Source organism: Pseudomonas sp. SWI36 (assembly GCF_002948105.1).
GTDB classification, from domain to species: domain Bacteria; phylum Pseudomonadota; class Gammaproteobacteria; order Pseudomonadales; family Pseudomonadaceae; genus Aquipseudomonas; species Aquipseudomonas alloputida.
In genome coordinates this window covers 3,595,707-3,620,443 of record NZ_CP026675.1, presented here as the reverse complement: position 1 = coordinate 3,620,443, position 24,737 = coordinate 3,595,707, and the positions used below count along the sequence as shown (strand labels likewise).

The following is a 24,737-nucleotide window of genomic DNA, read 5'->3' as shown; positions in this document are numbered from 1 at the left end:
GCCCCAACGATCTAGAATGCTGGATGGATTCTGGGGCTGCTGCGCAGCCCAATCGCGACACAAGGCTGCTCCCGAACCATTGAAACCCATCCCTCCCCGCCCCATCTAAGCACCATAGTCATTCACGCAGGTGCCCCATGAGCGACCAGCAGGATTTCCCCGAACACCCTGACGAACACAGCGAAGTCGAACACACCTTCCAGGCCGAAGCCGGCCACGCCCTCGCCCTGCCCGGCCAGCAGCTGCCGGACAAGGTCTACGTCATCCCGATCCACAACCGCCCGTTCTTCCCGGCCCAGGTACTGCCGGTCATCGTCAATGAAGAACCCTGGGCCGAAACGCTCGACCTGGTAGCCAAGTCACCGGACCACTGCCTGGCGCTGTTCTTCATGGACACCCCGCCAGAGGACCACCGCCACTTCGACACCTCGGCACTGCCGCAGTACGGCACGCTGGTCAAGGTGCACCACGCCAGCCGCGAAAACGGCAAATTGCAGTTCGTCGCCCAGGGCCTGTCCCGGGTGCGCATCCGCAACTGGCTCAAGCACCACCGCCCGCCCTACCTGGTCGAAGTCGAATACCCGCGCCAGCCCGCCGAGCCGACCGACGAGGTCAAAGCCTACGGCATGGCACTGATCAACGCGATCAAGGAGCTGCTGCCGCTCAACCCGCTGTACAGCGAAGAGCTGAAGAACTACCTCAACCGCTTCAGCCCCAACGACCCTTCGCCGCTCACCGACTTCGCCGCCGCGCTCACCTCGGCCACCGGCAATCAGTTGCAGGAAGTGCTCGACTGCGTGCCCATGCTCAAACGCATGGAGAAAGTACTGCCAATGCTGCGCAAAGAGGTGGAAGTCGCGCGCTTGCAGAACGAGATCTCGGCCGAGGTCAACCGGCAGATCGGCGAGCACCAGCGCGAGTTTTTCCTCAAGGAACAACTCAAGGTCATCCAGCAAGAGCTGGGGCTGACCAAGGACGACCGCAGCGCCGACCTTGAACAGTTCGAACAACGCCTGGAAGGCAAGACCCTGCCACCGCAGGCACGCAAGCGCATCGATGAAGAGATGGGCAAACTGGCCATCCTGGAAACCGGCTCACCCGAATACGCCGTCACCCGCAACTATCTGGAATGGGCCACCGCCCTGCCGTGGGGCGTGTACGGCAAAGACAAGCTCGACCTCAAGCACGCGCGCAAAGTCCTCGACCAGTACCACTCCGGCCTCGACGACATCAAGGAGCGCATCCTCGAGTTCCTCGCCGTGGGCGCCTGGAAAGGCGAGATCAGCGGCTCGATCGTGCTGTTGGTGGGCCCGCCCGGGGTGGGCAAGACCAGCATCGGCAAGTCCATCGCCGAATCGCTCGGCCGCCCGTTCTACCGCTTCAGCGTCGGTGGCATGCGTGACGAAGCCGAGATCAAGGGCCACCGCCGCACCTATATCGGCGCCCAGCCCGGCAAGCTGGTGCAGGCCCTGAAAGACGTCGAAGTGATGAACCCGGTCATCATGCTCGACGAAATCGACAAGATGGGCCAGAGCTACCAGGGCGACCCGGCCTCAGCGTTGCTGGAAACCCTCGACCCCGAGCAGAACGTCGACTTCCTCGACCACTACCTCGACCTGCGCCTGGACTTGTCCAAGGTGCTGTTCGTGTGCACTGCCAACACCCTCGATTCGATTCCTGGGCCGTTGCTCGACCGCATGGAAGTGATCCGCCTGTCTGGCTATATCACCGAAGAAAAACTGACCATCGCCAAGCGCCACCTGTGGCCCAAGCAGCTGGAGAAGGCCGGCGTTTCCAAGACCAGCCTCAGCATCAGCGACAGCGCCCTGCGCCTGGTGATCGACGGTTATGCCCGCGAGGCCGGCGTGCGCCAGCTGGAGAAGCAACTGGGCAAACTGGTGCGCAAGGCCGTGGTCAAGCTGCTGGAAAACCCCGACGCCAAGCTTAAGATCGGCACCAAGGACCTGGAAAACGCACTCGGCATACCGGTGTTCCGCAGCGAGCAGGTACTGGCTGGCAAAGGCGTCATCACCGGCCTGGCCTGGACCAGCATGGGCGGCGCCACGCTGCCGATCGAGGCGACCCGCATCCACACCCACAACCGCGGCTTCAAGCTGACCGGCAAGCTGGGTGACGTGATGAAGGAGTCTGCCGAAATTGCCTACAGCTACATCAGCTCCAACCTCAAGCAATTTGGCGGGGATCCAGGTTTCTTCAACGAAGCGTTCATCCACCTGCACGTCCCAGAAGGCGCCACGCCCAAGGACGGCCCCAGTGCCGGCATCACAATGGCCAGCGCTTTGCTTTCACTGGCCCGCGACCAGTCTGCCAAAAAAGGTGTCGCCATGACGGGCGAGCTGACCCTCACCGGTCAGGTACTGCCGATTGGCGGCGTGCGCGAGAAGGTGATTGCAGCGCGGCGGCAGAAGATTTTCGAACTGATCCTGCCGGAGCCCAACCGCGGTGACTTCGAAGAACTGCCGGACTACCTGCGCGAAGGCCTGACAGTGCATTTCGCCAAGCGCTTTGCCGACGTGGCGAAAGTGCTGTTCTAGCCTGCACCGGCCTCTTCGCGGGCAAGCCCGCGCCTGCAAGGGTACGCTACCCCTGCAGGCGCGGGCTTACTCGCGAAAGGGCCGGCACAGGCAGCACAAATTTCCTCGATCATCGGGTATCCTCAGGCCATCGCCAGCCTTCGGAGCCACCATGACCTCTCCTCGTCTGCTCGTTCCCCTGAGCTTCGCCCTGCTTTCTGCTTGCGCGCAACAATCCTCGCAGCCCGTTGACCTGGACGCCGAAAGCGAATGCCCCAAGCGCCTGCAGGTCGGCCAGATCCTCACGCTTACCCTGCCCAGCAACCCCACCACCGGCTACCGCTGGCTGGTACAGAACCCGGCGCCCAACGTATTGCAAAGCCTTGGCCCCGAGGTTTACAGCGCGCCTGAAGACACCGGTATCGTCGGCAGCTCGGGCCTATCGACCTGGCGCTTCCAGGCCCGCGCTACGGGCGAGGGGAACCTGGTGTTGGTCTACCAGCAACCCTGGGCCCCGGAAGTGCGCCCGGTACAGACCTTCGATTGCGCCATTCGGGTCAATTGAGCGCAAAGCGCTGGTCAGCCAACCATGCATCCGGGCTGCGGTTTGGCTAGAATGCGCCCCCTGCCTATCACCAGCCGCCTGGATTCGCCGTGAGCAAACAACCCGACCGCCTTTTCTCCCAACCCCTGGAGCAGGTGCCCGACTTCGTCTTCAACGAAGACGTCGTGCGTGTGTTCCCGGACATGATCAAGCGCTCGGTGCCCGGTTACCCAACCATTGTCGAGAACCTCGGGGTACTGGCCGCTCGGTTCGCCCAGCCAGGCACCGCACTGTACGATCTGGGCGCATCGCTGGGTGCCGTTACCCAGTCGCTGCGGCGCCATGTGCGCAGCGACGGCTGCAGGGTAATCGCGGTGGATAACTCCGCCGCCATGGTCGAGCGCTGCCGCCAGTACCTCACTGCGCAGGATTCGATGTTCCAGGAGTTGCTGCCAGTGCAAGTACTGGAAGCCGATATCCTTGCCCTGCCCTTCGAGCCCGCCTCGGTAGTGGCGATGAACTTCACCCTGCAGTTCATCGCCCCTGACCAGCGCCTTGAACTGCTCGGGCGAATCCGCCAGGCGCTGCTGCCCGGCGGCGCGCTGATTCTGTCGGAGAAGCTGCGCTTCGCCGATGAACAAGAGCAGGACCTGCTCAATGAACTGCACCTGGATTTCAAACGGGCCAATGGCTACAGCGAACTGGAAATCGCCCAGAAGCGCAGCGCCATCGAAAACGTGATGAAGCCCGATACACTCGAAACCCACCAGGAACGCCTGCGCGCAGCCGGCTTCTCGAAAGTGGTGCCTTGGTTCCAATGCCTTAACTTCGCCTCGTTGATAGCCCTGCCATGATCGATCTGTCTCCCCTCGTCCGCCGCCTGGCGGGCACGCCCCTGGCTTCCTGGTCGCAAGGCCTGCAAGCACAACTGGACGCCAAGCTGGAAAAGGGTCACGGTGACCTCGACCGCTGGCGCGGGGCGCTGGAAGCCCTGCCCGCCCTGCAACCCAGTGAAATCGACCTGGTCAACGGGTTGCGTCTGGATTGCGACTGCGACGACGCCACCCGCGCGCAGATGCGCCAGGCACTGATGGGCCTGTCGCCCTGGCGCAAAGGGCCGTTCGACCTGTTTGGCGTGCACGTTGACACCGAATGGCGTTCGGACTGGAAGTGGTCACGGGTCGGCCCGCACCTGGACCTCAAGGGCAAGCGTGTACTCGACGTGGGCTGCGGCAATGGCTACTACCAGTGGCGCATGCTCGGCGCCGGCGCAGACATGGTGATTGGGGTCGACCCCAACTGGTTGTTCTTCTGCCAGTTCCAGGCCGTGCAGCAATACCTGCCGGAGTTGCCGGCCTGGCACCTGCCGTTCGCCCTGGAAGACCTGCCCGCCAACCTGGAAGGTTTCGATACCGTGTTTTCCATGGGCGTGTTCTATCACCGCCGCTCGCCCATCGAGCACCTGCTGGCGCTCAAGGACTGCCTGGTCAAGGGTGGCGAGCTGGTGCTGGAAACGCTGGTTATCGAGGGCGACGAAAACCAGGTGCTGGTGCCTGAAGACCGCTACGCACAGATGCGCAACGTCTGGTACCTGCCGTCGGTACCGGCGCTGGCCCGCTGGTTGCGCCGTGCCGGCTTCAGCGATGTGCGCTGCGTCGACGTGAGCGTGACCAGCGTCGAGGAGCAGCGCAGCACCGATTGGATGCGCTACCAGTCACTGAGCGACTTCCTCGACCCGAACGACCACAGCAAGACCGTCGAAGGCCTGCCTGCCCCGCGCCGCGCCACCCTGCTGGCGCGCAAATAAAAAAGGCGCCCGCAGGGGCGCCTGAATACACTTGCGGCGAGTAGCCGACAAATCAGCGCGAAGCCGCCACGATCAGCGCCTTCATCTCGGCCACAGCAGCCTTGAAGCCGACAAACAGGGCATGGGCCACCAGCGCATGGCCAATGTTCAGTTCATTGATACCCTTGATCGCCGCCACCGCCTCGACGTTGTGGTAGTGCAGCCCGTGACCCGCATTGACGATCAGCCCGTGGCCCACGCCAAACGCCACACCCTCGACGATACGCTTGAGCTCTTCAGCCACATCGGTGGGGGTTTCGGCATCGGCATAACGGCCGGTGTGCAGCTCGATGGCCGGTGCGCCGACCCGACGCGAGGCCTCGATCTGCCGCTCGTCGGCGTCGATGAACAGCGACACCTCGGCACCGGTACGTGCCAGCCGTTCCACTGCAGCCTTGATCCGCGCTTCCTGCCCTGCCACGTCCAGGCCACCTTCGGTGGTCAGCTCCTGACGGGTTTCGGGTACCAGGCAGATGTGCGCCGGCCGAATCTTTTCGGCAAAGGCCATCATCTCTTCGGTGACGCCCATCTCGAAGTTCATGCGGGTCTGCAGTACATCCTTGAGCAGCACGACGTCACGCTCCTGGATGTGCCGGCGGTCTTCGCGCAGGTGCACGGTGATGCCATCGGCGCCTGCTTCCTCGGCGTCCAGGGCAGCCTTGACCGGGTCAGGGTAGCGCGTGCCACGGGCTTGGCGCAGGGTCGCCACGTGGTCGATGTTGACGCCAAGAAGCATGCGGTTGCTGTGAGTCACGAAAGGCTCTCCTGAGGATTGAGCCCAACAGCATACGTCCTGATCAGCGCTTGCGAAACAGTTCCCGGCTGACCAGCGGTTTTGCCCCCAGGTGAACTGCCAGTGCCTGGCGCATCAGCCGCTTCGCGGCAAGCAAGGCGCCAGGGGCATCCCAGTCGGTTTGGGCCAGGGCCAGCAGTTCGGTGCCACGGAACAGGCCGGGCTGCGCCAGCTCAACCCGCTCCAGACCGGCGTCAACGCGCAAGCGGTACAGGCCATCGGCGGCAATGGGCTGCTCGTTGACGTCATGGTGCAAGGAAAACGCATAACCGAGTTCGTCCAGCAGCCGCCATTCGAACGAGCGCAACAGGGGTTCCAGCGGTCGACCGGCGCTCAGTGCCTGCAAGGTCAAGGTGTAGTGCTCGAACAGGGCCGGGAACGGCGCTTCGGCAGGCAACAGGCGCATCAGCAGCTCATTGAGGTACAGCCCGCTGAACAGCGCATCGCCGTGAAGCCAGGCGGCGATGCCGGTGCTGTCCATGCGGCTGACATTCTTCAGCTCGCCACGCCCACGCAGTTCCACCTCCAGCGACACGAACGGCCGCACCAGGCTGCCGCCCTTACTGCGCGCGCGACGCAACACGGCACGCATGCGGCCCTGCGGGGTGAAAAAGTCCACCAGCGCGCTGGTTTCCTTGTAGGCACGGCTGTGCAGCACGTAGGCTGGCTGGGGGGCGGGTTGGTCCATGCACTATCTCTGGGGCCTGATGTACGTGTGGGAGCGGGCGTGCCCGCGAAAGCGTCAGTGAACCCACTATGGACTGCCCCCCAAAAGTTGGACAGTTTTAAGCTGCAGCCTGAGCCCTGTACTCCACAGGGCTCAGGCCATTGAGCCTCAGCTTGATGCGATCATGGTTGTAGTAGTGAATGTACTCATCCAGACCCGCTCTCAGCTCATCAATGCTCTCGAAACGCTTCAGGTAGAAAAACTCAGATTTCAGCGTGCCGAAGAAGCTTTCCATGGCCGCGTTGTCCAGGCAATTGCCTTTTCGGGACATGCTCTGCTTTACCCCGCATTCGCTTAGCTTACGGCGGTATTGCGCCTGCTGGTAATGCCATCCCTGATCCGAATGCAGCACGAGCTTCGGTTTCTCTCCCAGGCAATCGAGCGCTTTGCCAAGCATGTTCCCAACCAGGCTATAGCACGGGCGGCTGGCCATTTCGTAGGCCACGATTTCGCCGTTGTACAAATCCATCACGGGCGACAGATAGAGCTTCTGTTGAGCTACTTTGAACTCGGTTACGTCAGTCACCCACTTCTGGTTTGGGCGTTGAGCGACAAAATTTCGCTCCAGTACATTCGCTGCCACTTTGCCGACGGTACCTCGATAGGAGCGATATTTCTTGGGGCGCACTACTGATTTCAATCCCTGCTCAGCCATCAGCCGTTCAATGACCTTCTTGTTCACCCGCTTTTCCTTCCTGATTACGAGTGCGATACGGCGATAACCATAAAGCCGTTTCTGCTCGTGATAGACGCGATGCACCAATGCCTTGAGCTCAGCATGTCGGTCTGGCTTCTGCTGAGCTTTGAGCTGGTAGTAGAAGGTGCTGCGCGCCAGCTCGACCAACTGAAGGAGGTCAGGCAAAGGAAACCTGCGCTTGAGTTTGGAAACGATCAGGACTTTTTCCCGCGTGTTCGTTCCTTTTCCTCGCGCAGAGCCTTGAGCTCCTTTAGGACAGCATTCTCCATGCGCAGGTACTCAAGTTCAGCCATCAGCTGATCTCGAGACTTCTGATCATCATTGGTATCGGTGGGTTTGGCAGGCTTGATCTTCTTCGACACGTCGATTGGCTTTCTTGGCTTGATGGCAGTAGAGGGTGCAGGACTGCCACTGTAGTACTGCCGCTGCCAAATGCCTATCTGAGAGGACTGCCCAAGACCAAAGTGGGCAGCGGTCTGGCGCAGCGAAAGCCGATGCTCGTGCATATAGCTAAGCACCTGCTGTTTGAAATCACTGGTATAGCGCCGCCCATGCGAGCCTGGACCAATGCCATTATTGGCCTGATAACTGGCCACCCAGCGTCGAAGCAGGCTGAAATCGATACCTAAGTGTTGAGCCACCTTTCGGAAACCGTTGCTGCCATCCAGGTAGGCTGTGATCGCTGTGAGCTTGAATTGCTCGGTGTACTTACCCATAGATCCCCCAAGGGTTGGATTGGTGTCCAACTTCTTGGGGGCAGTCCACTATCGCATTCGCGGGCAAGCCCGCTCCCACAGGAATAACCGACCGGTCAGGTAATTACAGGTCGCCGTAGCCCAGCGAACGCAGGGCGCGCTCGTCGTCGGACCAGCCGCCCTTTACCTTGACCCACAGGTTGAGCATGACCTTGGAATCGAACAGCACTTCCATGTCCTTGCGCGCCTCGGAACCGATGCGCTTGATGCGCTCGCCCTTGTCACCAATGATGATTTTCTTCTGGCCATCGCGTTCAACCAGGATCAACGCATGAATGTGCAGCACATGGCCTTGCTGCTTGAATTCCTCGATCTCCACGGTGATCTGGTACGGCAACTCCGCACCCAGCTGACGCATGATCTTCTCGCGCACCAGTTCAGCGGCCAGGAAGCGGCTGCTACGGTCGGTGATCTGGTCTTCGGGGAAGAAATGATCGTTCTCGGGCAGGTGCTTGGCGATCTGTGCTTCCAGCGCTTCAAGGTTGTGCCCCTGCTGTGCGGAAATCGGCATCACCTCGGCGTTCGGCAGTTGCTCTTGCAGCCACTGCAGGTGCGGGATCAGCTCGGCTTTCTCTTCCATGCGGTCGGTCTTGTTGACCGCGATGATCAGCGGGCCGGTGACATACTGCACGCGCTCCAGAACCAGTTGGTCCTCGTCGGTCCACTTGGTACGGTCAACCACGAAGATAACCACGTCGACGTCCTTGAGGGCCGCCGAGGCGTTGCGGTTCATGTAACGGTTCAGGGCCTTGTCGTTGGCCTTGTGCATACCGGGGGTATCGACGTAGATGGCCTGCACATCACCTTCGGTCTTGATGCCGAGCATGTTGTGGCGGGTGGTCTGCGGCTTGCGCGAGGTAATCGCCAGCTTCTGGCCCAGGATGTGGTTGAGCAGGGTCGACTTGCCGACGTTGGGACGGCCGACAATGGCTACGTAGCCGCAGCGGGTCGGGTTGCTATCAGTCATTGCCATTCTCCACGCCCAGGGCGATCAGTGCAGACGCGGCGGCGACTTGCTCGGCAATACGCCGGCTAACGCCTTGACCACGGCTCTTGTTGTTCAGCAGTACCACTTCGCATTCGACGAAGAAGGTCCGGCAGTGTGGTTCACCCTGGATATCCACGACTTCGTAACGCGGCAGCTCACAGCTGCGCGACTGCAGGAACTCTTGCAGGCGGGTTTTCGGATCTTTATTGGTGTCGACCAGTGTCAGGCCTTCGAACTCATCGGCCAGCCAGGCCAGGATGCGCTCCCGGGCGGTGTCCATGTCGGCGTCCAGATAGATGGCACCAATCAGTGCCTCCAGGGCGTCGGCCAGGATCGACTCGCGGCGAAAGCCGCCGCTCTTGAGTTCTCCGGAACCCAGGCGCAGGTAATCGCCCAGGTCAAAACCACGGGCCAGACGGGCCAGGGTCTCACCCTTGACCAACCGCGCACGCAGCCGCGACAACTGGCCTTCGCGGGCCTGCGGAAAACGCTCGAACAGCGCTTCGCCGGCAACGAAGTTGAGAATGGCGTCACCGAGGAACTCCAGGCGCTCATTGTTGCGCCCGGCGTAACTGCGATGGGTCAGTGCCAGGAGCATCTGGTCCTGGTTCTTGAAGGTGTAACCGAGCTTTCGCTCCAGACCGGCAAGGGAAGCACTCATGCGGCCACCCGATCGTTGTTCAACGCGTTGTTCAAATCAACATCCTGAAAGACTGTTTGGCTGTGGTCCGCCGATCGATTTGCGGCGAATCTCCCGATCCCTGAGAACACAGCCTATGTCAGAAATGCATTCGGCGCTGTCTGCTGGACAGCGCCGATGGGTATCAATGGATCAGGCCAACCCGCGACAGGTTGGGCAAGTGGCTGAGTTTGGGCTCTGGCCAGCTCATCCACACCGCGAAGGCCTTGCCGACAATGTTCCGGTCCGGAACCATGCCGTGCAGTTCCTTGGGAATGTTCGGGTCATCCCAGAAACGGCTATCGTTGGAGTTGTCGCGGTTGTCGCCCATCATGAAGTAATGGCCCGCAGGTACGGTCCACTGCTGGTCCGGCGGCATGCGATAACGGCTCATTTCCTTGCGGATCAGGTGTTCGGCCGCGCCGAGCTTTTCCTTGTACAGCTGAGCACTGCCCAGGGTACCCGGCTCGCTGCCCACCAGTTGTTCGGCAACGGGCTGGCCGTTGACGAACAGCCGCTTGTCGTTGGTGTAGCGGACCACGTCGCCCGGCAGGCCAACCACACGCTTGATGTAGTTGACATTCGGGTCGCTCGGGTAGCGGAACACCATCACATCCCCGCGTTGCGGGTCACCGACCTCGATGACCTTCTTGTCGATCACCGGCAGGCGAATGCCGTACGAGAATTTGTTCACCAGGATGAAGTCGCCCACTTCCAGGGTCGGTTTCATCGATCCCGAAGGGATCTGGAACGGCTCGACCAGGAACGAACGCAGCACCAGCACGATGAACAGCACCGGAAAGAACGACTTGCCGTACTCGACCAGCAACGGCTCCTTGTTCAGCCGTTCGACCACCGCCATCTCAGGCTGGCTGACGCTGCCCTGATAGTTGGCGATTGCCGCACGCCGGCGCGGGGCCAGGAACAGCAGGTCGATCAAGCCCAGCAGACCGCAGATGAAGACGGCGATGACCAGCAACAGCGGGAAATTTAGCGACATAGGACCTAGCTATCCAACCTGAGCACGGCGAGGAAGGCTTCTTGTGGAATTTCCACGTTGCCCACCTGTTTCATGCGTTTCTTACCGGCCTTCTGCTTCTCCAGCAGCTTCTTCTTACGGCTGACGTCACCACCGTAGCACTTGGCCAGTACGTTCTTTCTGAGCGCCTTGACGGTTGTCCGCGCAATGATCTGGCCGCCAATGGCTGCCTGGATCGCTACGTCGAACATCTGCCGAGGGATCAGTTCCTTCATCTTCTCGGTCAACGCACGGCCTTTGTAGGCCGCGTTGTCGCGGTGCACGATCAATGCCAGGGCATCGACCTTGTCGCCGTTGATCAGCACGTCCAGCTTGACCAGGTTGGCCGACTGGTAGCGATCGAAATGATAATCCAGCGAAGCATAGCCGCGGCTGGTGGATTTGAGGCGGTCGAAGAAATCGAGCACCACTTCGTTCATCGGCATGTCGTAACGCACCTGCACCTGGCTGCCGAGGAACTGCATGTCGCGCTGTACGCCACGCTTCTCGATGCACAGGGTGATGACGTTGCCCAGGTGCTCCTGCGGAACCAGGATGGTCGCGGTGACGATCGGCTCGCGGAAGTCGGCTACAGCCGAGACGTCCGGCAGCTTGGACGGGTTGTCGACGACGATGGTTTCGCCGGTTTTCAACTCCAGCTCGTAGATCACGCTGGGTGCGGTGGTGATCAGGTCCAGGTCGTATTCGCGCTCCAGGCGCTCCTGGATGATCTCCATGTGCAACATGCCCAGGAAACCGCAACGGAAGCCAAAGCCCAGCGCGTCGGAGCTTTCCGGCATGTACTGCAGCGAGGAGTCGTTCAGGGTCAGCTTCTGCAGAGCGTCGCGGAAATCCTCGAAGTCGTCGGAACTGACCGGGAACAGGCCGGCATAGACCTGCGGCTGAATCTTCTTGAAGCCTGGCAACACCTCGACCTCAGGGGTCGAGGACAGGGTCAGGGTGTCACCAACCGGGGCACCGTGGATGTCCTTGATGCTGGCGATGATGAAGCCTACTTCGCCGGCTTTCAGATCGGCAGTCTGGGTGTGTTTCGGGGTGAAGACACCGACGCTGTCGACCAGGTGCACCTTGCCGGTGGACTTGACCAGGATCTTGTCGCCTTTCTTGACGCGGCCCTGGCGCACGCGCACCAGCGAGACCACGCCCAGGTAATTGTCGAACCAGGAGTCGATGATCAGCGCTTGCAGCGGTGCTTCGATCTCACCTTCCGGCGCGGGAATGGTGTGCACCAGGCGCTCGAGCACCTCGTCAACGCCCATGCCGCTCTTGGCGCTGCAGGCGACGGCGTCGGTGGCGTCGATACCGATGATCTTCTCGATTTCGTCCTTGACGCGGTCCGGATCGGCCTGGGGCAGGTCCATCTTGTTCAGGACCGGCATGACCTCCAGGCCCTGCTCGATGGCGGTGTAGCAGTTGGCTACGGACTGGGCCTCCACGCCCTGGCCGGCGTCGACCACCAGCAGTGCCCCCTCACAGGCCGCCAGCGAGCGCGAGACTTCGTAGGTGAAGTCGACGTGGCCGGGGGTATCGATGAAGTTCAGCTGGTAGGTCTTGCCGTCCTGCGCCTTGTAGTGAAGCGTGACGCTGTGGGCCTTGATGGTGATACCGCGCTCACGCTCCAGGTCCATGGAATCGAGCACCTGGGCTTCCATCTCGCGCGCCGACAGGCCACCGCACATCTGGATGAAACGGTCAGCCAGCGTCGACTTGCCATGGTCGATGTGGGCGATGATGGAGAAATTGCGGATATGACTCAAATCACTCACGGGTCAACACTCGAAAAGGCTGCGAGCCGGACGCCCGCCGAAAAATAGCCGGGAATTGTACCTTAAGCTGCTGGGTTATGGGAGATTCCTCTGTCCGACTGTACACAGCAATCATTCCGGCAATTGTGAATATTCATGAAAAAGGGCAGCCGAAGCTGCCCTTTCGCCTTGCGAAACCGCTTATTCAGCAAGCTTGAAGGTGATGAAGCTGGCACGGCCCTGACGCAGCACGCGCATCGACACGGAACGGTTCTTCGGCAGTTCCTTGGCGATTTCGGTGAATTCCTTCGCCGAACCGATGGCCTGGTTGTTCAGATGGCTGATGACATCACCCGGGCGCAAGCCGATCATGGCTGCCGGGCCATCCTGCACTTCCTTGATGACCACGCCACCTTTGAGCTCCAGGGATTTTTTCTGCTCGGCGGTCAGGTCGGCGACCGATACACCCAGGCGGTTGCTGCTGCGCTCGGCGCTGCCTTCGGTGCCAGCGCCAATGTCAACGTCGTCATCCGGCAGCGCGCCGACGCTGATGTCCAGGTTCTGGCGCTTGCCATTGCGAATGATTTCCAGCTTGGCCTTCTCGCCATCCTTGAGGCCGCCTACCAGGTGCGGCAGATCGGCCGACATGACGATTGGCTGGCCGTTCATGCTGAGGATCACGTCGCCCACCTGCAGGCCGCCTTTGGCTGCCGGGCCGTTTTCCAGTACCTGGGCCACCAGGGCGCCCGCCGGCTTGTCCAGGCCGAACGATTCAGCCAGGTCCTTGTTGACCTCCTGAATCACCACGCCCAGCCAGCCGCGGCTGACCTTGCCGTCTTTCTTCAGCTGGTTGGAGACATCGATCGCCACATCGATCGGGATGGCGAACGACAGGCCCATGAAACCGCCAGAACGGGTGAAGATCTGCGAGTTGATCCCCACCACTTCGCCTTTCATGTTGAACAGCGGGCCGCCGGAGTTACCCGGGTTGATGGCCACGTCGGTCTGGATGAACGGTACGTAGGTGTCATTGGGCAGGGTCCGGCCCTTGGCGCTGACGATACCTTTGGTCACCGAATGGTCGAAGCCGAACGGCGAACCGATGGCCAGTACCCACTCGCCCACCTTGAGCTTCTCGGAGTCACCCAGCTTCACCGTCGGCAGGTTCTTGCCCTCGACTTTCAGCAGCGCCACGTCAGTACGCGGGTCGGTGCCGACCAGCTTGGCCTGCAGTTCGCTGCGGTCCGACAGGCGGACGATGATCTCGTCGGCATCGGCCACTACATGGTTATTGGTGAGCACGTAGCCATCACTGGAGATGATGAAGCCCGAGCCCAGCGACTGCGCCTCGCGCTGGCGGTCGCCGCGCGGCGAACGGGGCTGCTGGGGCATGTTGCGCTCGAAGAACTCGCGGAACATCGGCGGCAGGCCTTCCAGATCCGGCATCTGGTTTGCGGCGATCCGGCGGTCAGGCAGCTTCTGCTTGGTACTGATGTTGACCACCGCCGGCGAAGCCTGCTCCACCAGGGTGGTGAAGTCCGGCAGGGCTTCCTCGGCCTGGGCGGCGACTACTTGGCCGAGCATCAGCACAGCAGCGAACATCATTAGGTAGGATTTCAAGCGTGGTATTGACATACGACTCCCGTCACAACGAGCGGTAGTTTGGAAAGACCCCTGCACAACGCAGAAAAGGCCAGGCTCTTCAAAGCCTGACCTATAGAAAATTTGCCGATGGATTGCAAATGACAATGCTTTAATTTCATTTCAGGCGTATGCCCACCTGCCTTGGCTCGGCACGCAAAAGCGTGCCATTACTGGCGCGCCTGGGCATCCTGGGGGCGCATCGACAGGGCGACGCGTTCTGCCGTACCCAGCGGAATTTCGCCAACCACGGTCACCATCACTTTGCCCTTGGGTGTATTCAGGCGACGCGAGACTGCCGAGGTCGGGCCCAGCTGGGTGCGCATGTCGGTGCCGCCATCATCGCTCACTTGCTCGATGAACACCGAAAAACGCGCCAGGCCGTCGTCATACATCAGGCTGCTGACCGAACTGTTGTGCTTGGGATCACGGCGTACCGAGCTGTTGACCAGCTCGAAACCGGGTGGCAGCCAGTCCGAACGCCAACCCGCGACGGTATCATTGCTGCCGGCTGCCACATGCTGCACTGGCTTGCAGGCAGCACCTGGGCGCAAGTCTGCGTCGCTGGGTATTTCATCGGTGTCGAGACGGGTCATCTGGAAGCGTTCCAGCAACTGCCCCTTGTCGTTGAGCATCAACGAACGCAGCGGCAAACCCGAGTGACGGTCCAGGTGCAATTCGAACGCATAGCGATGCTGGTCGCGTGGCGTAAGCGTAATGATCACGGCATCGCGCCCGGCGACCCGTGACTTGCCTGCCACACTCAAATCGTACCAACCCATCAGTTTCAGCGGATCAAGCACACGCGGTGCGGTATCCGGCGGCGCCGTGACACCGCTGGCCAAGGCCCCGCTGACACACTCCACCTTGCCATCCACGCGCACGATTTCCTGGGCGGCGCCATCAAGCTGCAACAGCCGCTCGCTGACTTTACCGCCGTCGACCCTGTGCCAGATGTCGTGGGAGGAGAAACTGCCGTTGCGTTCGTAGACGAACGACCCTTGATAGCTCTGTTTTTGCTCGGCCTGTGCCAGCTTGTTCAGCCACTCACTCGCCTCAGGCGAAGAATTGGCCGCCAATGCTGGCACCGTCATGCAGCTGCCAATCAGCAGCGACAAGAGAGGTAGCGCGCGCATGATCCTCCTTACTTAACGGTTTTCCAGGCTGGCGGCGCGGGCATACGGCAATGCGGTTTCAGTGCCCTTGAGCGCAGATTCCTGGGCATGCTGGCGCAGGTAGCCTGGCAGACGCTGATCCCAGCCGGCCTGGTTCTGCAGCACGCCATTGGCCATTGGCCCGGTCGGTTGCTCACTGCTCTCACTATAGCCTGCCAAAACGGCCGGGCCTTGCGCTTGTGGCACACTCAGGCCCTGCTGGACAGGCTGCTGGGCAGCAAGCTCTGCACCCGTGATCTCGTCCTGGTTGTACATACGCACACCGGCCAGTACCGCGACAGTAACCGAGGCGGCTACCGCCAGACGGCCAATGCTGCGCCAAGGGCCTTTCTTGACCTTGGCTGGCACGGCTTCGTCAGCCAGCGCCGCGGACACCGCAGAGGCGATATCCAGGTTAGGCAGCAGCAGCTCCTTGTGCATGGCTGCACGGGCAACCTGGTAACGCGACCAGGTGGCACGGGTTTCGGCGTCGTCGACGGCGTTCAACACCCGACGCAGTTCCAGTTCATCCGCTTCGTTATCCATCACCGCGGACAGCGATTCCTGCAAAGCTTCACGACTCATGGCGGTTCCTCTCTTGGCGCTGTCGCCGCTGTCTCAGGTTTCCTGCAACAACGGCTGCAGGGCTTTATCTATGGCCTCCCGAGCGCGGAAGATTCGAGAGCGCACGGTACCCACCGGACATTGCATGACACTGGCAATGTCTTCGTAACTCAGCCCGTCGAACTCGCGTAGCGTCAATGCCGTACGCAGGTCTTCGGGCAGTTGCTGGATGGTGCGATGGACAGTGCCTTCGATTTCATCCCGCAACAACGAGCGCTCTGGGGACTCGAGATCCTTGAGACCATGATCGCCGTCGTAAAACTCCGCATCCTCGGAGCTCACATCACTGTCTGGCGGCCGTCTTCCACGGGACACCAGGTAGTTCTTCGCCGTGTTGATGGCGATGCGGTACAGCCACGTATAGAACGCACTGTCGCCGCGGAAGTTGCCAAGCGCACGGTAGGCCTTGATGAAGGCTTCCTGTGCTACATCCTGGGCCTCGTGGGTATCGTGGACAAACCGCACGATCAACCCGAGAATCTTGTGCTGATACTTCAGCACCAACAGATCGAAAGCTCGCCTGTCGCCGCGCTGAACGCGCTCGACAAGCTGCTGATCCTCTTCCTGGGTTAGCATGAACACTCCTCAGTGAACTCGAAGGAGCGTTGCATCAGCCATCGTTCAGGCTTGCAACCATAGACTCGGGCTTTGCGCAAAAGTTCTCCCCTCCAAGCAAGTTTCCTGCAGCCCTTGGTCGGCTTGCACGGAAGACGCGGCGCGGTCACGGCCGGCTACGTCGATAATCAGGTTTCAAATACACAGGGGTAAGCCTGGAAAGGCCTGCCGCCCTGCGTCGCCGCGGCAAATTGTGGCGTACGGGCAGCCTTCATAGGATTTCCGGCCATGTCGGAAAGTTCCCACAAAGGTTGTCGCAACCTGGCAGGTAGCATGGAAATTGGCCACCCGGGGCTGCTATAAAGGCATCCCGACACGTTTAACGATAGTTTCACAATGCCATCCGCGCGTGACCATTGTGCCGTGCCCCTCCCAAAGATTACTAGTGTCCCGACATGAGCCAACAATTCCAACATGATGTCCTGGTGATCGGCAGCGGTGCCGCCGGTCTCAGCCTGGCACTTAACCTCCCCAGCCACCTTCGCGTTGCCGTGTTGAGCAAGGGCGACCTGGCCAACGGCTCGACCTTCTGGGCCCAGGGCGGCGTCGCTGCAGTGCTGGACAACACCGATACTGTGCAGTCGCATGTCGAGGACACCCTCAATGCCGGCGGCGGGCTGTGCCATGAAGACGCAGTGCGCTTTACCGTCGAGCACAGCCGCGAAGCGATCCAGTGGCTGATCGAACAAGGCGTGCCCTTCACCCGCGATGAGCACTACAGCGTCGACGATGGCGGCTTCGAGTTCCACCTCACCCGTGAAGGGGGCCATAGCCACCGGCGCATCATCCACGCCGCCGACGCTACCGGCGCGGCAATCTTCACCACGCTGCTGGAACAGGCTCGCCAGCGCCCGAACATCCAGCTGCTGGAGCAGCGGGTGGCGGTCGACCTGATCACTGAACGCCGCCTGGGCCTGCCCGGCGAACGCTGCCTGGGCGCCTACGTGCTCGACCGCAACACCGGCGAGGTAGACACCTTCGGCGCGCGCTTCACCGTGCTGGCCACTGGCGGTGCGGCCAAGGTCTATCTCTACACCAGCAACCCCGATGGTGCCTGCGGCGACGGTATCGCCATGGCCTGGCGGGCCGGCTGCCGGGTGGCGAACCTGGAGTTCAACCAGTTCCACCCGACCTGCCTGTATCACCCGCAGGCCAAGAGTTTCCTGATCACCGAAGCCCTGCGCGGCGAGGGCGCCCTGCTGCGCCTGCCCAACGGCGAACGCTTCATGCCACGCTTCGACCCACGCGAAGAGCTGGCCCCAAGGGACATCGTGGCCCGCGCCATCGACCACGAGATGAAGCGCCTGGGCGTGGACTGCGTATACCTGGACATCACTCACAAGCCTGCAGATTTCATCAAGAGCCACTTCCCCACCGTGTACGAGCGCTGCCTGGCCTTTGGCATCGATATCACCCGCCAGCCGATCCCGGTGGTGCCGGCGGCGCATTACACCTGCGGCGGCGTGATGGTCGACGACTGCGGCCACACCGATGTGCCTGGCCTGTATGCCATCGGCGAAACCAGTTTCACCGGCCTGCACGGCGCCAACCGCATGGCCAGCAACTCGCTGCTGGAATGTTTTGTGTACGGTCGCGCCGCCGCTGCCGACATCCAGGCACACCTGGAGCAAGTGGCCATGCCCAAGGCCTTGCCCGGCTGGGACGCCAGCCAGGTGACCGACTCGGACGAGGACGTGATCATTGCGCACAACTGGGACGAACTGCGGCGCTTCATGTGGGACTACGTCGGCATCGTGCGCACCAGCAAGCGCCTGCAGCGAGCCCAGCACCGCATTCGCCTGCTGCTGGATGAAATCGACGAGTTCTACAGCAACTACAAGGTCAGCCGTGACCTGATCGAGCTGCGCAACCTGGCGCAAGTGGCCGAGCTGATGATCCTGTCCGCCATGCAGCGCAAGGAAAGCCGAGGGTTGCATTACACACTGGACTATCCAGGGATGCTGGACGAGGCCAAGGACACTATCCTCAGCCCGCTCTGAAAACGGCGTCGCGGCCTTCGCGGGCTCGCCCCCTCCCACAGGAATTTGACTGCCTTGCAGGATTGCGCAGTTGGACCTGTGGGAGCGGGCGAGCCCGCGAAAAAGCTAACCCGGTCTCGATCTATGCCCGGCTCACCGCAGCCCAGCGCCGCCGGCTGAACTTCAACCGCACCCGCAAGCGCCGATGCTCGTCAGCCCCTAGCGCATCCTGAGGTATACACTGGCTTTCCCCCAGCCAACGCCCCACCCGCTCAAAGCGCAAAACCACCAGCCGTGGCAACGCCACGCTGTCCCGGCACAAGCGCACTGACTGCCACCCACAGGCACGGCTGAACACCTGCCAGCCCCGTACATCACGGCGCAGGCCGACAACAGCATGCTCATGGGTCAACAGGATACGTCGGGGAATGGCCCAGCCAGCGTGGGCCGTACAGGCGGCGACAACAAAAAAGGCCATCCACCCGGGCAGCGGGCTCGCCCACACGGCAAGCCACGCCAGTACCTGACAAGCGAGGTAGGCCGTCAGCAGCAGGCGCGAGCCTTGCCAACGGCACTCGAAGCACTCACTTGGGCTGGACACGGTCCAGAATGATGCGGACCATGCGCTGCAGTTCCGGGTCTTCGGACTCGGTGCGCTCCATGAACCAGCCGAACATGTCCTGATCCTCGCAGCTCAAGAGACGCACGTACAGTTCACGGTCGGTCTCATTGAGGGTGGGGTAGACTTCCTGGGTGAAAGGCACCAGCAGTACGTCCAGTTCCAGCATGCCGCGGCGGCTGTGCCAGAAAAGCCGGTTGAGTTCAGTTTGTTCGACCATGGGGCCCTCCTCGAATGGGCCGCCAGTATACAGCCAGGCGCGCGAAGCGACACCGGGCGTTGGTCTAGTCACCTACCTATTTTGTTACCGGCGTTCTATGATGGCCGCCAGTCTTTAGCCACCGCGATGACCCATGGCCGATTCCGCTTTCTTCTGCCCCCTGTCCCACGAGGGCATCCTCGCCGTCCGCGGCTCCGATGCAGGCAAGTTCCTGCAAGGCCAGCTGACCTGCAACATCAACTACCTCAGCCAGGAATACGCAAGCCTCGGCGCCCGCTGCATGGTCAAGGGACGCATGCAGTCGAGCTTCCGCATAGTGCCCGAAGGCAACGGCTACTTGCTGGCCATGGCCAGTGAACTGCTCGACGCGCAACTGGCCGACCTGAAAAAGTACGCCGTGTTCTCCAAGGCCACGCTGACCGACGAAAGCAGCGCATGGGCACGCTTCGGCCTGCAAGGTGGCGACGCTGCACTGCAGGCGCTGGGGCTTGTCGTGCCCGCCGCCGCCGGTAGCACCGTGCGCCATGACGGGCTGATCGCGATCGCCGTGTCCGCCGGCCGGGTCGAGTTGTGGGTGCCGGCGGCTGACGCCGAGCCTGTGCGCCAGGCCCTTGCCGCAGCGCTGCCCGAAGGCAGTGTCAACGATTGGCTGCTGGGGCAGATTCGCGCTGGTATCGGCCAGGTCATGGGCCCAACCCGTGAGCTGTTCATCCCGCAGATGATCAACCTGCAGGCCGTCGACGGCGTCAGCTTCAAGAAAGGCTGCTACACCGGCCAGGAAATCGTCGCCCGCATGCAGTACCTGGGCAAACTCAAGCGCCGCCAGTACCGCCTGGCCCTGGACCAGCAGGCCATTCCGGCCCCTGGCGCCGAGATTTTCTCGCCCACCCATGGGTCGTCGGTCGGCGAAGTGGTCATTGCTGCCGGCAACGGCACGGGCTGCGAACTGCTCGCGGTGCTCAGCGCCGAGGCGGTGGAAGACGGCAACCTGCACTTGGGCAGCCTCGAAGGCCCGCGCCTGCAGGTGCTGACCCTGCCTTACGAACTGGACCGCGACCGGGAAATCCAGCGCTGACCAGCCTGCCCCACCCCTGTGGCGGGGCCGCACCACCACTGCGGTAGACATGCCCATGAACAAGCTGGCCGAGTTGGTTCAAGCACAATTGCTCGACGCCATCGAAAAGGATGACCTGGTCCTGCCAACCCTGCCCGAGGTTGCCTTGAGCATCCGCGAGGCAGCGGAAGACAGCGAGATCAGCGTAGCGGCCCTGAGCAAGGTGATCGGCCGCGACGCGGCCCTGTCAGCGCGCCTGATCAAGGTCGTCAACAGCCCATTGCTGCGTGCTGCGGTCGAGGTGACCGACCTGCATACCGCCATCACGCGGCTAGGCATCAATTACAGCTGCAACCTGGCCATCGGCCTGGTGATCGAGCAGATTTTCCATGCCCGCTCGCCGGCAGTGGAGCAGAAACTGCGCGATATCTGGGCCAGTAGCCTGGAAGTGGCGGGCATCAGCTACGAAATCTGCCGCCGCTTCACACCTCTCAAGCCTGACCAGGCCACCTTGGGTGGGCTGGTCAACCAGATTGGCGCGCTGCCGGTACTCATCTATGCCGAAGAGCACAACGAACTGTTGTCCGACCCGGTTTGCCTGCATTACGTGATCGAGCAACTCCAGCCGGTGCTGGGGGACAAGATCCTCAAGGCCTGGGAGTTTCCGGAGCAGTTGGTCCACCTGCCGAGCCAGGTTCATGACCTGGACCGCCAGACTGACAAGATCGATTACATCGACATCGTGCAGATCGCCCGCTGCATCAGTCAGCGCGGGCGTCACCGGCCATTGGCTGCGCTGCCGGCGTACCGCCATCTGGGGTTGCCGTTTGGCACCGAGCTGGAGGTCGATGAACTGCTGGAGGCGCGGAGCATGTTGCGCTGAGCTGTAGCAGCCTGTGTCGCCCCCTTTCGCGGGTGAGCCCGTGAAAGGGGCGACACAGGCAAACCTTCAATCCGCGATAAAGCTCACCCGCACCCGCAACCCGCCCTTCTCGCCATCATGCAGGCTCACCTGCGCCAGGTGCGCCCGACAGATCTCGCCAACGATCGCCAGCCCTAACCCACTGCCCTGCGCACTTCGCCGGTAGAACCGCTCGAACACCCGTTCGCGCTCGGCCACGGGAATACCTGGCCCGTCGTCTTCCACTTCCAGCACTGCCGGCGCCATTACCCGCAAAATCACATTGCCACCCGCTGGCGTATGCGCCAAGGCATTGTCCACCAGGTTGCTCAACAACTCGTTGAGCAATGTCGGCTCCCCCTTCAGCCACACCGGCGCCTCGGCCTCCAGCGCCAGCGCCACCCCGCGCTTGTGCGCCAAAGGCGCCATGGCCATGCCCAGCTCGCGGGCCAACTGACTCAAGTCCAGACGCTGCGCACCGCCTTCGGCAATCGCCCGTGCGCCATTCTCGACCCGCGCCAGGGACAACAGCTGGTTGGCCAGGTGGGTCAGCCTGTCGGTGCCCTGGGCTGCCGACTCCAAGGTCTGCCGCCACTCCTGCGGCTCGGCCGAGCGCAAGCCCAACTCGACCCGTGCCTTCAACGCCGCCAGCGGCGTTCGCAGTTCGTGGGCCGCGTCGGCAATGAACTGCGCCTGGCGCTCGAACTGGCCGCGCAAGCGCTCGGTAAAGTGGTTCAAGGCGCGCACCAGCGGGCCCAGCTCGCGCTGTACCTGCACCACCGGCAACGCTCGCAAGTCGTCCGGCTGGCGTTCTTCCACCGCTGTGCGCAGGCGCTCCAACGGCCGCAACGCGGCACTCACGGCAAACCACACCATCACCAACGCCCCCAGTGCCAGCATGCCCAGGCGCAGCAGGGTATCGGCCATCAACCCTCGGGCCATGCGCACCCGCGCTTCTTCGGTTTCGGCTACGCGAATCTCTGCCATGCCGTTCATGTTCGGCTCGCTGACCGGCTTCAGCAGGCTGACCACACGAACGTCCTGGCCCAGGTAAGTGGCGTTGTAGAACCGTGCCAATGCCGGATAGTCATCGGTGCGCGGCGTGCCAGGCGGCGGTGGCGGCAGGTTCTCGTAGCCAGAAATCAGCCTTTGCTGGATATCCAGCACCTGATAGTAAATGCGCCCCGCACTGTCATAGGCGAACGTGTCCAGCGCCACGTAAGGCACATCCGCGCTCAACGAACCATCGCGCTGCGACAGGCCTGCAGCGATGGTTCTCGCCGAAGCCAGCAGGGTGCGGTCGTAGGCGGTGTCGGCGGCCTCGCGGCCATTCCAGTAGGCACTAAGGCCGCTGGCCAGCATCAGCACCACCAGCAACAGCGCCAAATTACCCAGCAAGCGCCCGCGCAGGCTGCCGTTGTCACGCATCGCGGTGCTCAAGCAAATAGCCCAGACCGCGGAAAGTGACGATGGCCACAGGGTGCCCGTCGAGCTTCTTGCGCAGCCGGTGAATGTAGATTTCGATGGCGTCAGGGCTGGCCTCTTCGTCCAGGCCAAACACCTGGGCAGCCAGCTGTTCCTTGCTCATCACCCGGCCCGGGCGAGCGATCAGCGCTTCCAGCACGCTCTGCTCGCGCGAGGTCAGCGTCAGGTTGTCGTCACCGAGGGTGAAGCGCCGGGTGTCCAGGTCATACACCAGCGGCCCACAGCGTTGCTGGCGCTCGCCACCGAGCACACTGCGGCGCAGCAAGGCCTTGACCCGCGCCTCCAGCTCGGTCAGCTCAAACGGCTTGGCCAGATAATCGTCGGCGCCCAGGTTCAGGCCATGGACCCGGTCCTTGACGTCACTGCGCGCAGTCAGCATCAGCACCGGCAAGGTCTTGCCACGACCTCGCAAGCGCGCCAGTACCTCAAAGCCGTCCATGCGCGGCAGGCCGACATCCAGCACGGCCACGGCGTATTCCTCACTGGCCAGCGCCAGGTCGGCAGCCACGCCGTCATGCAGCACATCCACGGTCAGGCCATGGCTTTTCAAGGCCAGGGCCACGCTTTCGGCCAGTTGCAGGTGGTCTTCGACCAGTAGCACACGCATCGGATTCTCCCTGCTCGGGTGGGACGGTGGCGCGGAGTGTACCGCTGTCACAACGCCTGTGAAGCCCCTCGTGACAAACCTTTCACGCTGAAAGGTTAGCGAAAGGTTCGTTGCCTAGCATCGCACCACGGTCGCCCTTCGCGCCGAAAAAAGCACCAGCAAGGTGCAACGAATAAGAACAATAAACGGAGTCATCGACGATGCTGTCATCGCAGCCGCAGGCGTTCGCGCCTACCCGTTCCTTTATCGCTCGCCCCTCGGCCATCGCCAGCGCCCTCGCGCTTGCCGGTGTCGCCCCGATGAGCCAGGCCGCCTTCTTCGAAGACAGCACGGCCACCTTCGAAACCCGCAACATGTACTTCAACCGCGACTTCCGCGACGGCACCAGCGCGCAGCAATCCAAGCGCGATGAATGGGCCCAGGGCTTCATCCTCAATTTCGAGTCTGGCTACACCGATGGCACCGTGGGCTTTGGCCTGGACGCGTTGGGCATGCTCGGCATCAAGCTCGACTCCAGCCCCGACCGTACCGACAGCGGCCTGCTGCCCACCCACGATGACGGCAAGGCTGCCGACGAGTACTCCAAGCTGGGCCTGACCGGCAAGGTGAAGATCTCCCAGACTGAACTCAAGATCGGCACCCTGATTCCCGAGCTGCCGACCCTGCAGCCCAACGACGGGCGTATCCTGCCGCAAACTTTCGAGGGCGGCCTGCTTACCTCCAAAGAGATCAAGGGCCTGACCTTCACCGGTGGCCGCCTGGACAAGGCCAAGGACCGCAACGACACCAACTGGGAAGACCTGGCGCTGAACAACAAGAACGGCCGCTTCGGTGGCACCTTCAGCGCTGACAACCTGGCCCTGGGCGGGCTCGACTACAAGTTCACCGACCGCATCACCGGCAGCTACCACTTCGCCCAGCTCGACGATATTTACCGCCAGCACTTCATCGGCATGGTCGCCACCCAGCCATGGGGCCCGGGCACCTTGGGTGCCGACCTGCGCCTTGCCATCAGCGACGACGCCGGTGCAGCCAAGGCCGGCAACATCGACAACACCACCGTCAACGGCATGCTCAGCTATGCCCTGGGCGGGCACAAGGTCAGCGCCGCCTGGCAGCAGCTGTCTGGCGAAAGTGCCTTCCCGTATGTGGATGGCGCCGACCCGTACCTGGTCAACTTCGTCCAGATCAACGACTTCGCCGGTGCCGACGAACGCTCCTGGCAGGCGCGCTACGACTACAACTTCGCCGCGCTCGGCGTACCGGGCCTGACCTTCATGACCCGTTACATCAGCGGTGACAACGTCAGCCGTGCTGCCGGTGGCGAAGGCAAAGAGTGGGAACGCAACACCGAACTGAAGTACGTGGTACAAAGCGGCCCGTTGAAGAACGTCGCCGTGCGCCTGCGCAACGCCACCTTCCGCTCCAACTTCGCCCGTGACGCGGATGAAGTGAGGCTGTTGGTCAGCTACAGCGTGGCGCTGTGGTAAC

23 protein-coding genes are annotated in these 24,737 nt (G+C 62.1%); 8 read left to right on the top strand and 15 right to left on the bottom strand.

Annotation, left to right across the window (positions count from 1 at the left end; genetic code table 11):
• Positions 1–137 precede the first annotated feature (137 nt).
• The 4 genes from lon (at position 138) to cmoB (ending at position 4,885) form a co-directional block, all read left to right on the top strand.
• Entirely contained in the window at positions 138–2,555 is a 2,418-nt protein-coding gene (gene lon, locus C4Q27_RS17270; protein ID WP_064491120.1) for an endopeptidase La, read from the top strand.
• Positions 2,556–2,706: 151 nt separating this feature from the next.
• Positions 2,707–3,099 (top strand): protease inhibitor I42 family protein, encoded by a 393-nt coding sequence (locus C4Q27_RS17265; protein WP_049587373.1) that lies wholly within the window; start codon positions 2,707–2,709, stop codon positions 3,097–3,099.
• A gap of 89 nt (positions 3,100–3,188) precedes the next feature.
• Complete coding sequence (cmoA, locus tag C4Q27_RS17260) at positions 3,189–3,932, top strand: carboxy-S-adenosyl-L-methionine synthase CmoA (RefSeq protein ID WP_010952541.1); 744 nt, start codon at positions 3,189–3,191, stop codon at positions 3,930–3,932.
• Positions 3,929–4,885 carry a tRNA 5-methoxyuridine(34)/uridine 5-oxyacetic acid(34) synthase CmoB gene (cmoB, locus tag C4Q27_RS17255; protein WP_064491118.1) on the top strand — a complete coding sequence of 319 codons (957 nt, stop codon included), beginning with the start codon at positions 3,929–3,931 and terminating at the stop codon, positions 4,883–4,885. The genes cmoA and cmoB overlap by 4 nt, the downstream gene beginning before the upstream one ends.
• A 52-nt stretch (positions 4,886–4,937) precedes the next feature.
• On the opposite strand, the gene pdxJ is transcribed toward cmoB, so the two are convergent.
• The 11 genes from pdxJ to rpoE form a co-directional block, all read right to left on the bottom strand.
• Complete coding sequence (gene pdxJ / locus C4Q27_RS17250; protein ID WP_371919374.1) at positions 4,938–5,660, bottom strand: pyridoxine 5'-phosphate synthase; 723 nt, start codon at positions 5,658–5,660, stop codon at positions 4,938–4,940.
• A 61-nt stretch (positions 5,661–5,721) separates the two neighbouring features.
• Positions 5,722–6,405, bottom strand: coding sequence for a DNA repair protein RecO (recO, locus tag C4Q27_RS17245; RefSeq protein WP_064491117.1), 684 nt, complete (start codon positions 6,403–6,405; stop codon positions 5,722–5,724).
• A 97-nt stretch (positions 6,406–6,502) separates the two neighbouring features.
• Positions 6,503–7,857, bottom strand: a protein-coding gene (locus tag C4Q27_RS17240) for an IS3 family transposase (RefSeq protein ID WP_098089532.1) whose coding sequence is annotated in 2 segments (ribosomal slippage) — positions 6,503–7,381 and positions 7,384–7,857 — 1,353 coding nt in all. Because the reading frame shifts where the segments join, the coding sequence is not laid out codon by codon here.
• Positions 7,858–7,960: 103 nt separating this feature from the next.
• A complete protein-coding gene (era, locus tag C4Q27_RS17235; RefSeq protein ID WP_003252061.1) occupies positions 7,961–8,863 on the bottom strand; it encodes a GTPase Era in 903 nt (300 codons plus the stop codon).
• On the bottom strand, positions 8,856–9,545 hold the full coding sequence (rnc, locus tag C4Q27_RS17230) for a ribonuclease III (protein WP_003252059.1): 690 nt from the start codon (positions 9,543–9,545) through the stop codon (positions 8,856–8,858). Before rnc ends, era begins: the two co-directional genes overlap by 8 nt.
• A gap of 163 nt (positions 9,546–9,708) precedes the next feature.
• Complete coding sequence (gene lepB / locus C4Q27_RS17225; protein WP_003252057.1) at positions 9,709–10,563, bottom strand: signal peptidase I; 855 nt, start codon at positions 10,561–10,563, stop codon at positions 9,709–9,711.
• 5 nt (positions 10,564–10,568) lie between these two features.
• The gene (gene lepA / locus C4Q27_RS17220) at positions 10,569–12,368 is read right to left on the bottom strand and encodes a translation elongation factor 4 (RefSeq protein ID WP_064491116.1); all 1,800 of its coding nucleotides are present in this window, start codon (positions 12,366–12,368) and stop codon (positions 10,569–10,571) included.
• Positions 12,369–12,548: 180 nt separating this feature from the next.
• Positions 12,549–13,952: a DegQ family serine endoprotease gene (locus C4Q27_RS17215; RefSeq protein WP_371919373.1), complete on the bottom strand. Its 1,404-nt coding sequence runs from the start codon at positions 13,950–13,952 to the stop codon at positions 12,549–12,551.
• A gap of 206 nt (positions 13,953–14,158) precedes the next feature.
• Positions 14,159–15,124, bottom strand: coding sequence for a MucB/RseB C-terminal domain-containing protein (locus tag C4Q27_RS17210; RefSeq protein ID WP_064491114.1), 966 nt, complete (start codon positions 15,122–15,124; stop codon positions 14,159–14,161).
• A 12-nt stretch (positions 15,125–15,136) separates the two neighbouring features.
• The gene (locus C4Q27_RS17205) at positions 15,137–15,727 is read right to left on the bottom strand and encodes a sigma-E factor negative regulatory protein (RefSeq protein ID WP_003252050.1); all 591 of its coding nucleotides are present in this window, start codon (positions 15,725–15,727) and stop codon (positions 15,137–15,139) included.
• A 33-nt stretch (positions 15,728–15,760) separates the two neighbouring features.
• On the bottom strand, positions 15,761–16,342 hold the full coding sequence (gene rpoE, locus C4Q27_RS17200; protein ID WP_003252049.1) for an RNA polymerase sigma factor RpoE: 582 nt from the start codon (positions 16,340–16,342) through the stop codon (positions 15,761–15,763).
• Positions 16,343–16,776: 434 nt separating this feature from the next.
• On the opposite strand from rpoE, the gene nadB reads away from it, so the two are divergent.
• Positions 16,777–18,381, top strand: coding sequence for an L-aspartate oxidase (gene nadB, locus C4Q27_RS17195; RefSeq protein WP_064491113.1), 1,605 nt, complete (start codon positions 16,777–16,779; stop codon positions 18,379–18,381).
• 121 nt (positions 18,382–18,502) lie between these two features.
• Here nadB and C4Q27_RS17190 read toward each other — a convergent pair whose 3' ends face one another.
• Positions 18,503–18,961, bottom strand: a complete 459-nt coding sequence (locus C4Q27_RS17190) for a protein YgfX (protein ID WP_064491112.1) — start codon at positions 18,959–18,961, stop codon at positions 18,503–18,505.
• Positions 18,945–19,199, bottom strand: coding sequence for a succinate dehydrogenase assembly factor 2 (locus C4Q27_RS17185; RefSeq protein WP_003252043.1), 255 nt, complete (start codon positions 19,197–19,199; stop codon positions 18,945–18,947). Before C4Q27_RS17185 ends, C4Q27_RS17190 begins: the two co-directional genes overlap by 17 nt.
• Before the next feature lie 133 nt (positions 19,200–19,332).
• Here C4Q27_RS17185 and C4Q27_RS17180 point away from each other — a divergent pair, with 133 nt between their 5' ends.
• Complete coding sequence (locus C4Q27_RS17180) at positions 19,333–20,274, top strand: folate-binding protein YgfZ (protein WP_064491111.1); 942 nt, start codon at positions 19,333–19,335, stop codon at positions 20,272–20,274.
• A gap of 55 nt (positions 20,275–20,329) precedes the next feature.
• On the top strand, positions 20,330–21,136 hold the full coding sequence (locus C4Q27_RS17175; protein WP_028698136.1) for an HDOD domain-containing protein: 807 nt from the start codon (positions 20,330–20,332) through the stop codon (positions 21,134–21,136).
• A 66-nt stretch (positions 21,137–21,202) separates the two neighbouring features.
• On the opposite strand, the gene C4Q27_RS17170 is transcribed toward C4Q27_RS17175, so the two are convergent.
• Positions 21,203–22,582 carry a sensor histidine kinase gene (locus C4Q27_RS17170; protein WP_064491110.1) on the bottom strand — a complete coding sequence of 460 codons (1,380 nt, stop codon included), beginning with the start codon at positions 22,580–22,582 and terminating at the stop codon, positions 21,203–21,205.
• Positions 22,575–23,246, bottom strand: a complete 672-nt coding sequence (locus C4Q27_RS17165; RefSeq protein WP_010952527.1) for a response regulator — start codon at positions 23,244–23,246, stop codon at positions 22,575–22,577. Before C4Q27_RS17165 ends, C4Q27_RS17170 begins: the two co-directional genes overlap by 8 nt.
• 200 nt (positions 23,247–23,446) lie before the next feature.
• Between C4Q27_RS17165 and C4Q27_RS17160 the strand changes: the two genes are divergently transcribed.
• The gene (locus C4Q27_RS17160; protein WP_104887110.1) at positions 23,447–24,736 is read left to right on the top strand and encodes an OprD family porin; all 1,290 of its coding nucleotides are present in this window, start codon (positions 23,447–23,449) and stop codon (positions 24,734–24,736) included.
• The last annotated feature ends 1 nt before the right edge of the window (position 24,737 follow it).

What these genes read in the sequence shown, in the direction of transcription:
- C4Q27_RS17180 (WP_064491111.1), top strand. Translation starts at nt 19,333, where the DNA reads ATGGCCGATTCCGCTTTCTTCTGCCCCCTGTCCCACGAGGGCATCCTC.
- C4Q27_RS17215 (WP_371919373.1), bottom strand. Translation starts at nt 13,952, where the DNA reads ATGATGTTCGCTGCTGTGCTGATGCTCGGCCAAGTAGTCGCCGCCCAG.
- C4Q27_RS17170 (WP_064491110.1), bottom strand. Translation starts at nt 22,582, where the DNA reads ATGCGTGACAACGGCAGCCTGCGCGGGCGCTTGCTGGGTAATTTGGCG.
- lon (WP_064491120.1), top strand. Translation starts at nt 138, where the DNA reads ATGAGCGACCAGCAGGATTTCCCCGAACACCCTGACGAACACAGCGAA.
- cmoB (WP_064491118.1), top strand. Translation starts at nt 3,929, where the DNA reads ATGATCGATCTGTCTCCCCTCGTCCGCCGCCTGGCGGGCACGCCCCTG.
- C4Q27_RS17205 (WP_003252050.1), bottom strand. Translation starts at nt 15,727, where the DNA reads ATGAGTCGTGAAGCTTTGCAGGAATCGCTGTCCGCGGTGATGGATAAC.
- C4Q27_RS17160 (WP_104887110.1), top strand. Translation starts at nt 23,447, where the DNA reads ATGCTGTCATCGCAGCCGCAGGCGTTCGCGCCTACCCGTTCCTTTATC.
- era (WP_003252061.1), bottom strand. Translation starts at nt 8,863, where the DNA reads ATGACTGATAGCAACCCGACCCGCTGCGGCTACGTAGCCATTGTCGGC.
- C4Q27_RS17265 (WP_049587373.1), top strand. Translation starts at nt 2,707, where the DNA reads ATGACCTCTCCTCGTCTGCTCGTTCCCCTGAGCTTCGCCCTGCTTTCT.
- C4Q27_RS17210 (WP_064491114.1), bottom strand. Translation starts at nt 15,124, where the DNA reads ATGCGCGCGCTACCTCTCTTGTCGCTGCTGATTGGCAGCTGCATGACG.
- rnc (WP_003252059.1), bottom strand. Translation starts at nt 9,545, where the DNA reads ATGAGTGCTTCCCTTGCCGGTCTGGAGCGAAAGCTCGGTTACACCTTC.
- nadB (WP_064491113.1), top strand. Translation starts at nt 16,777, where the DNA reads ATGAGCCAACAATTCCAACATGATGTCCTGGTGATCGGCAGCGGTGCC.
- rpoE (WP_003252049.1), bottom strand. Translation starts at nt 16,342, where the DNA reads ATGCTAACCCAGGAAGAGGATCAGCAGCTTGTCGAGCGCGTTCAGCGC.
- lepB (WP_003252057.1), bottom strand. Translation starts at nt 10,563, where the DNA reads ATGTCGCTAAATTTCCCGCTGTTGCTGGTCATCGCCGTCTTCATCTGC.
- C4Q27_RS17175 (WP_028698136.1), top strand. Translation starts at nt 20,330, where the DNA reads ATGAACAAGCTGGCCGAGTTGGTTCAAGCACAATTGCTCGACGCCATC.
- C4Q27_RS17165 (WP_010952527.1), bottom strand. Translation starts at nt 23,246, where the DNA reads ATGCGTGTGCTACTGGTCGAAGACCACCTGCAACTGGCCGAAAGCGTG.
- pdxJ (WP_371919374.1), bottom strand. Translation starts at nt 5,660, where the DNA reads ATGCTTCTTGGCGTCAACATCGACCACGTGGCGACCCTGCGCCAAGCC.
- C4Q27_RS17185 (WP_003252043.1), bottom strand. Translation starts at nt 19,199, where the DNA reads ATGGTCGAACAAACTGAACTCAACCGGCTTTTCTGGCACAGCCGCCGC.
- recO (WP_064491117.1), bottom strand. Translation starts at nt 6,405, where the DNA reads ATGGACCAACCCGCCCCCCAGCCAGCCTACGTGCTGCACAGCCGTGCC.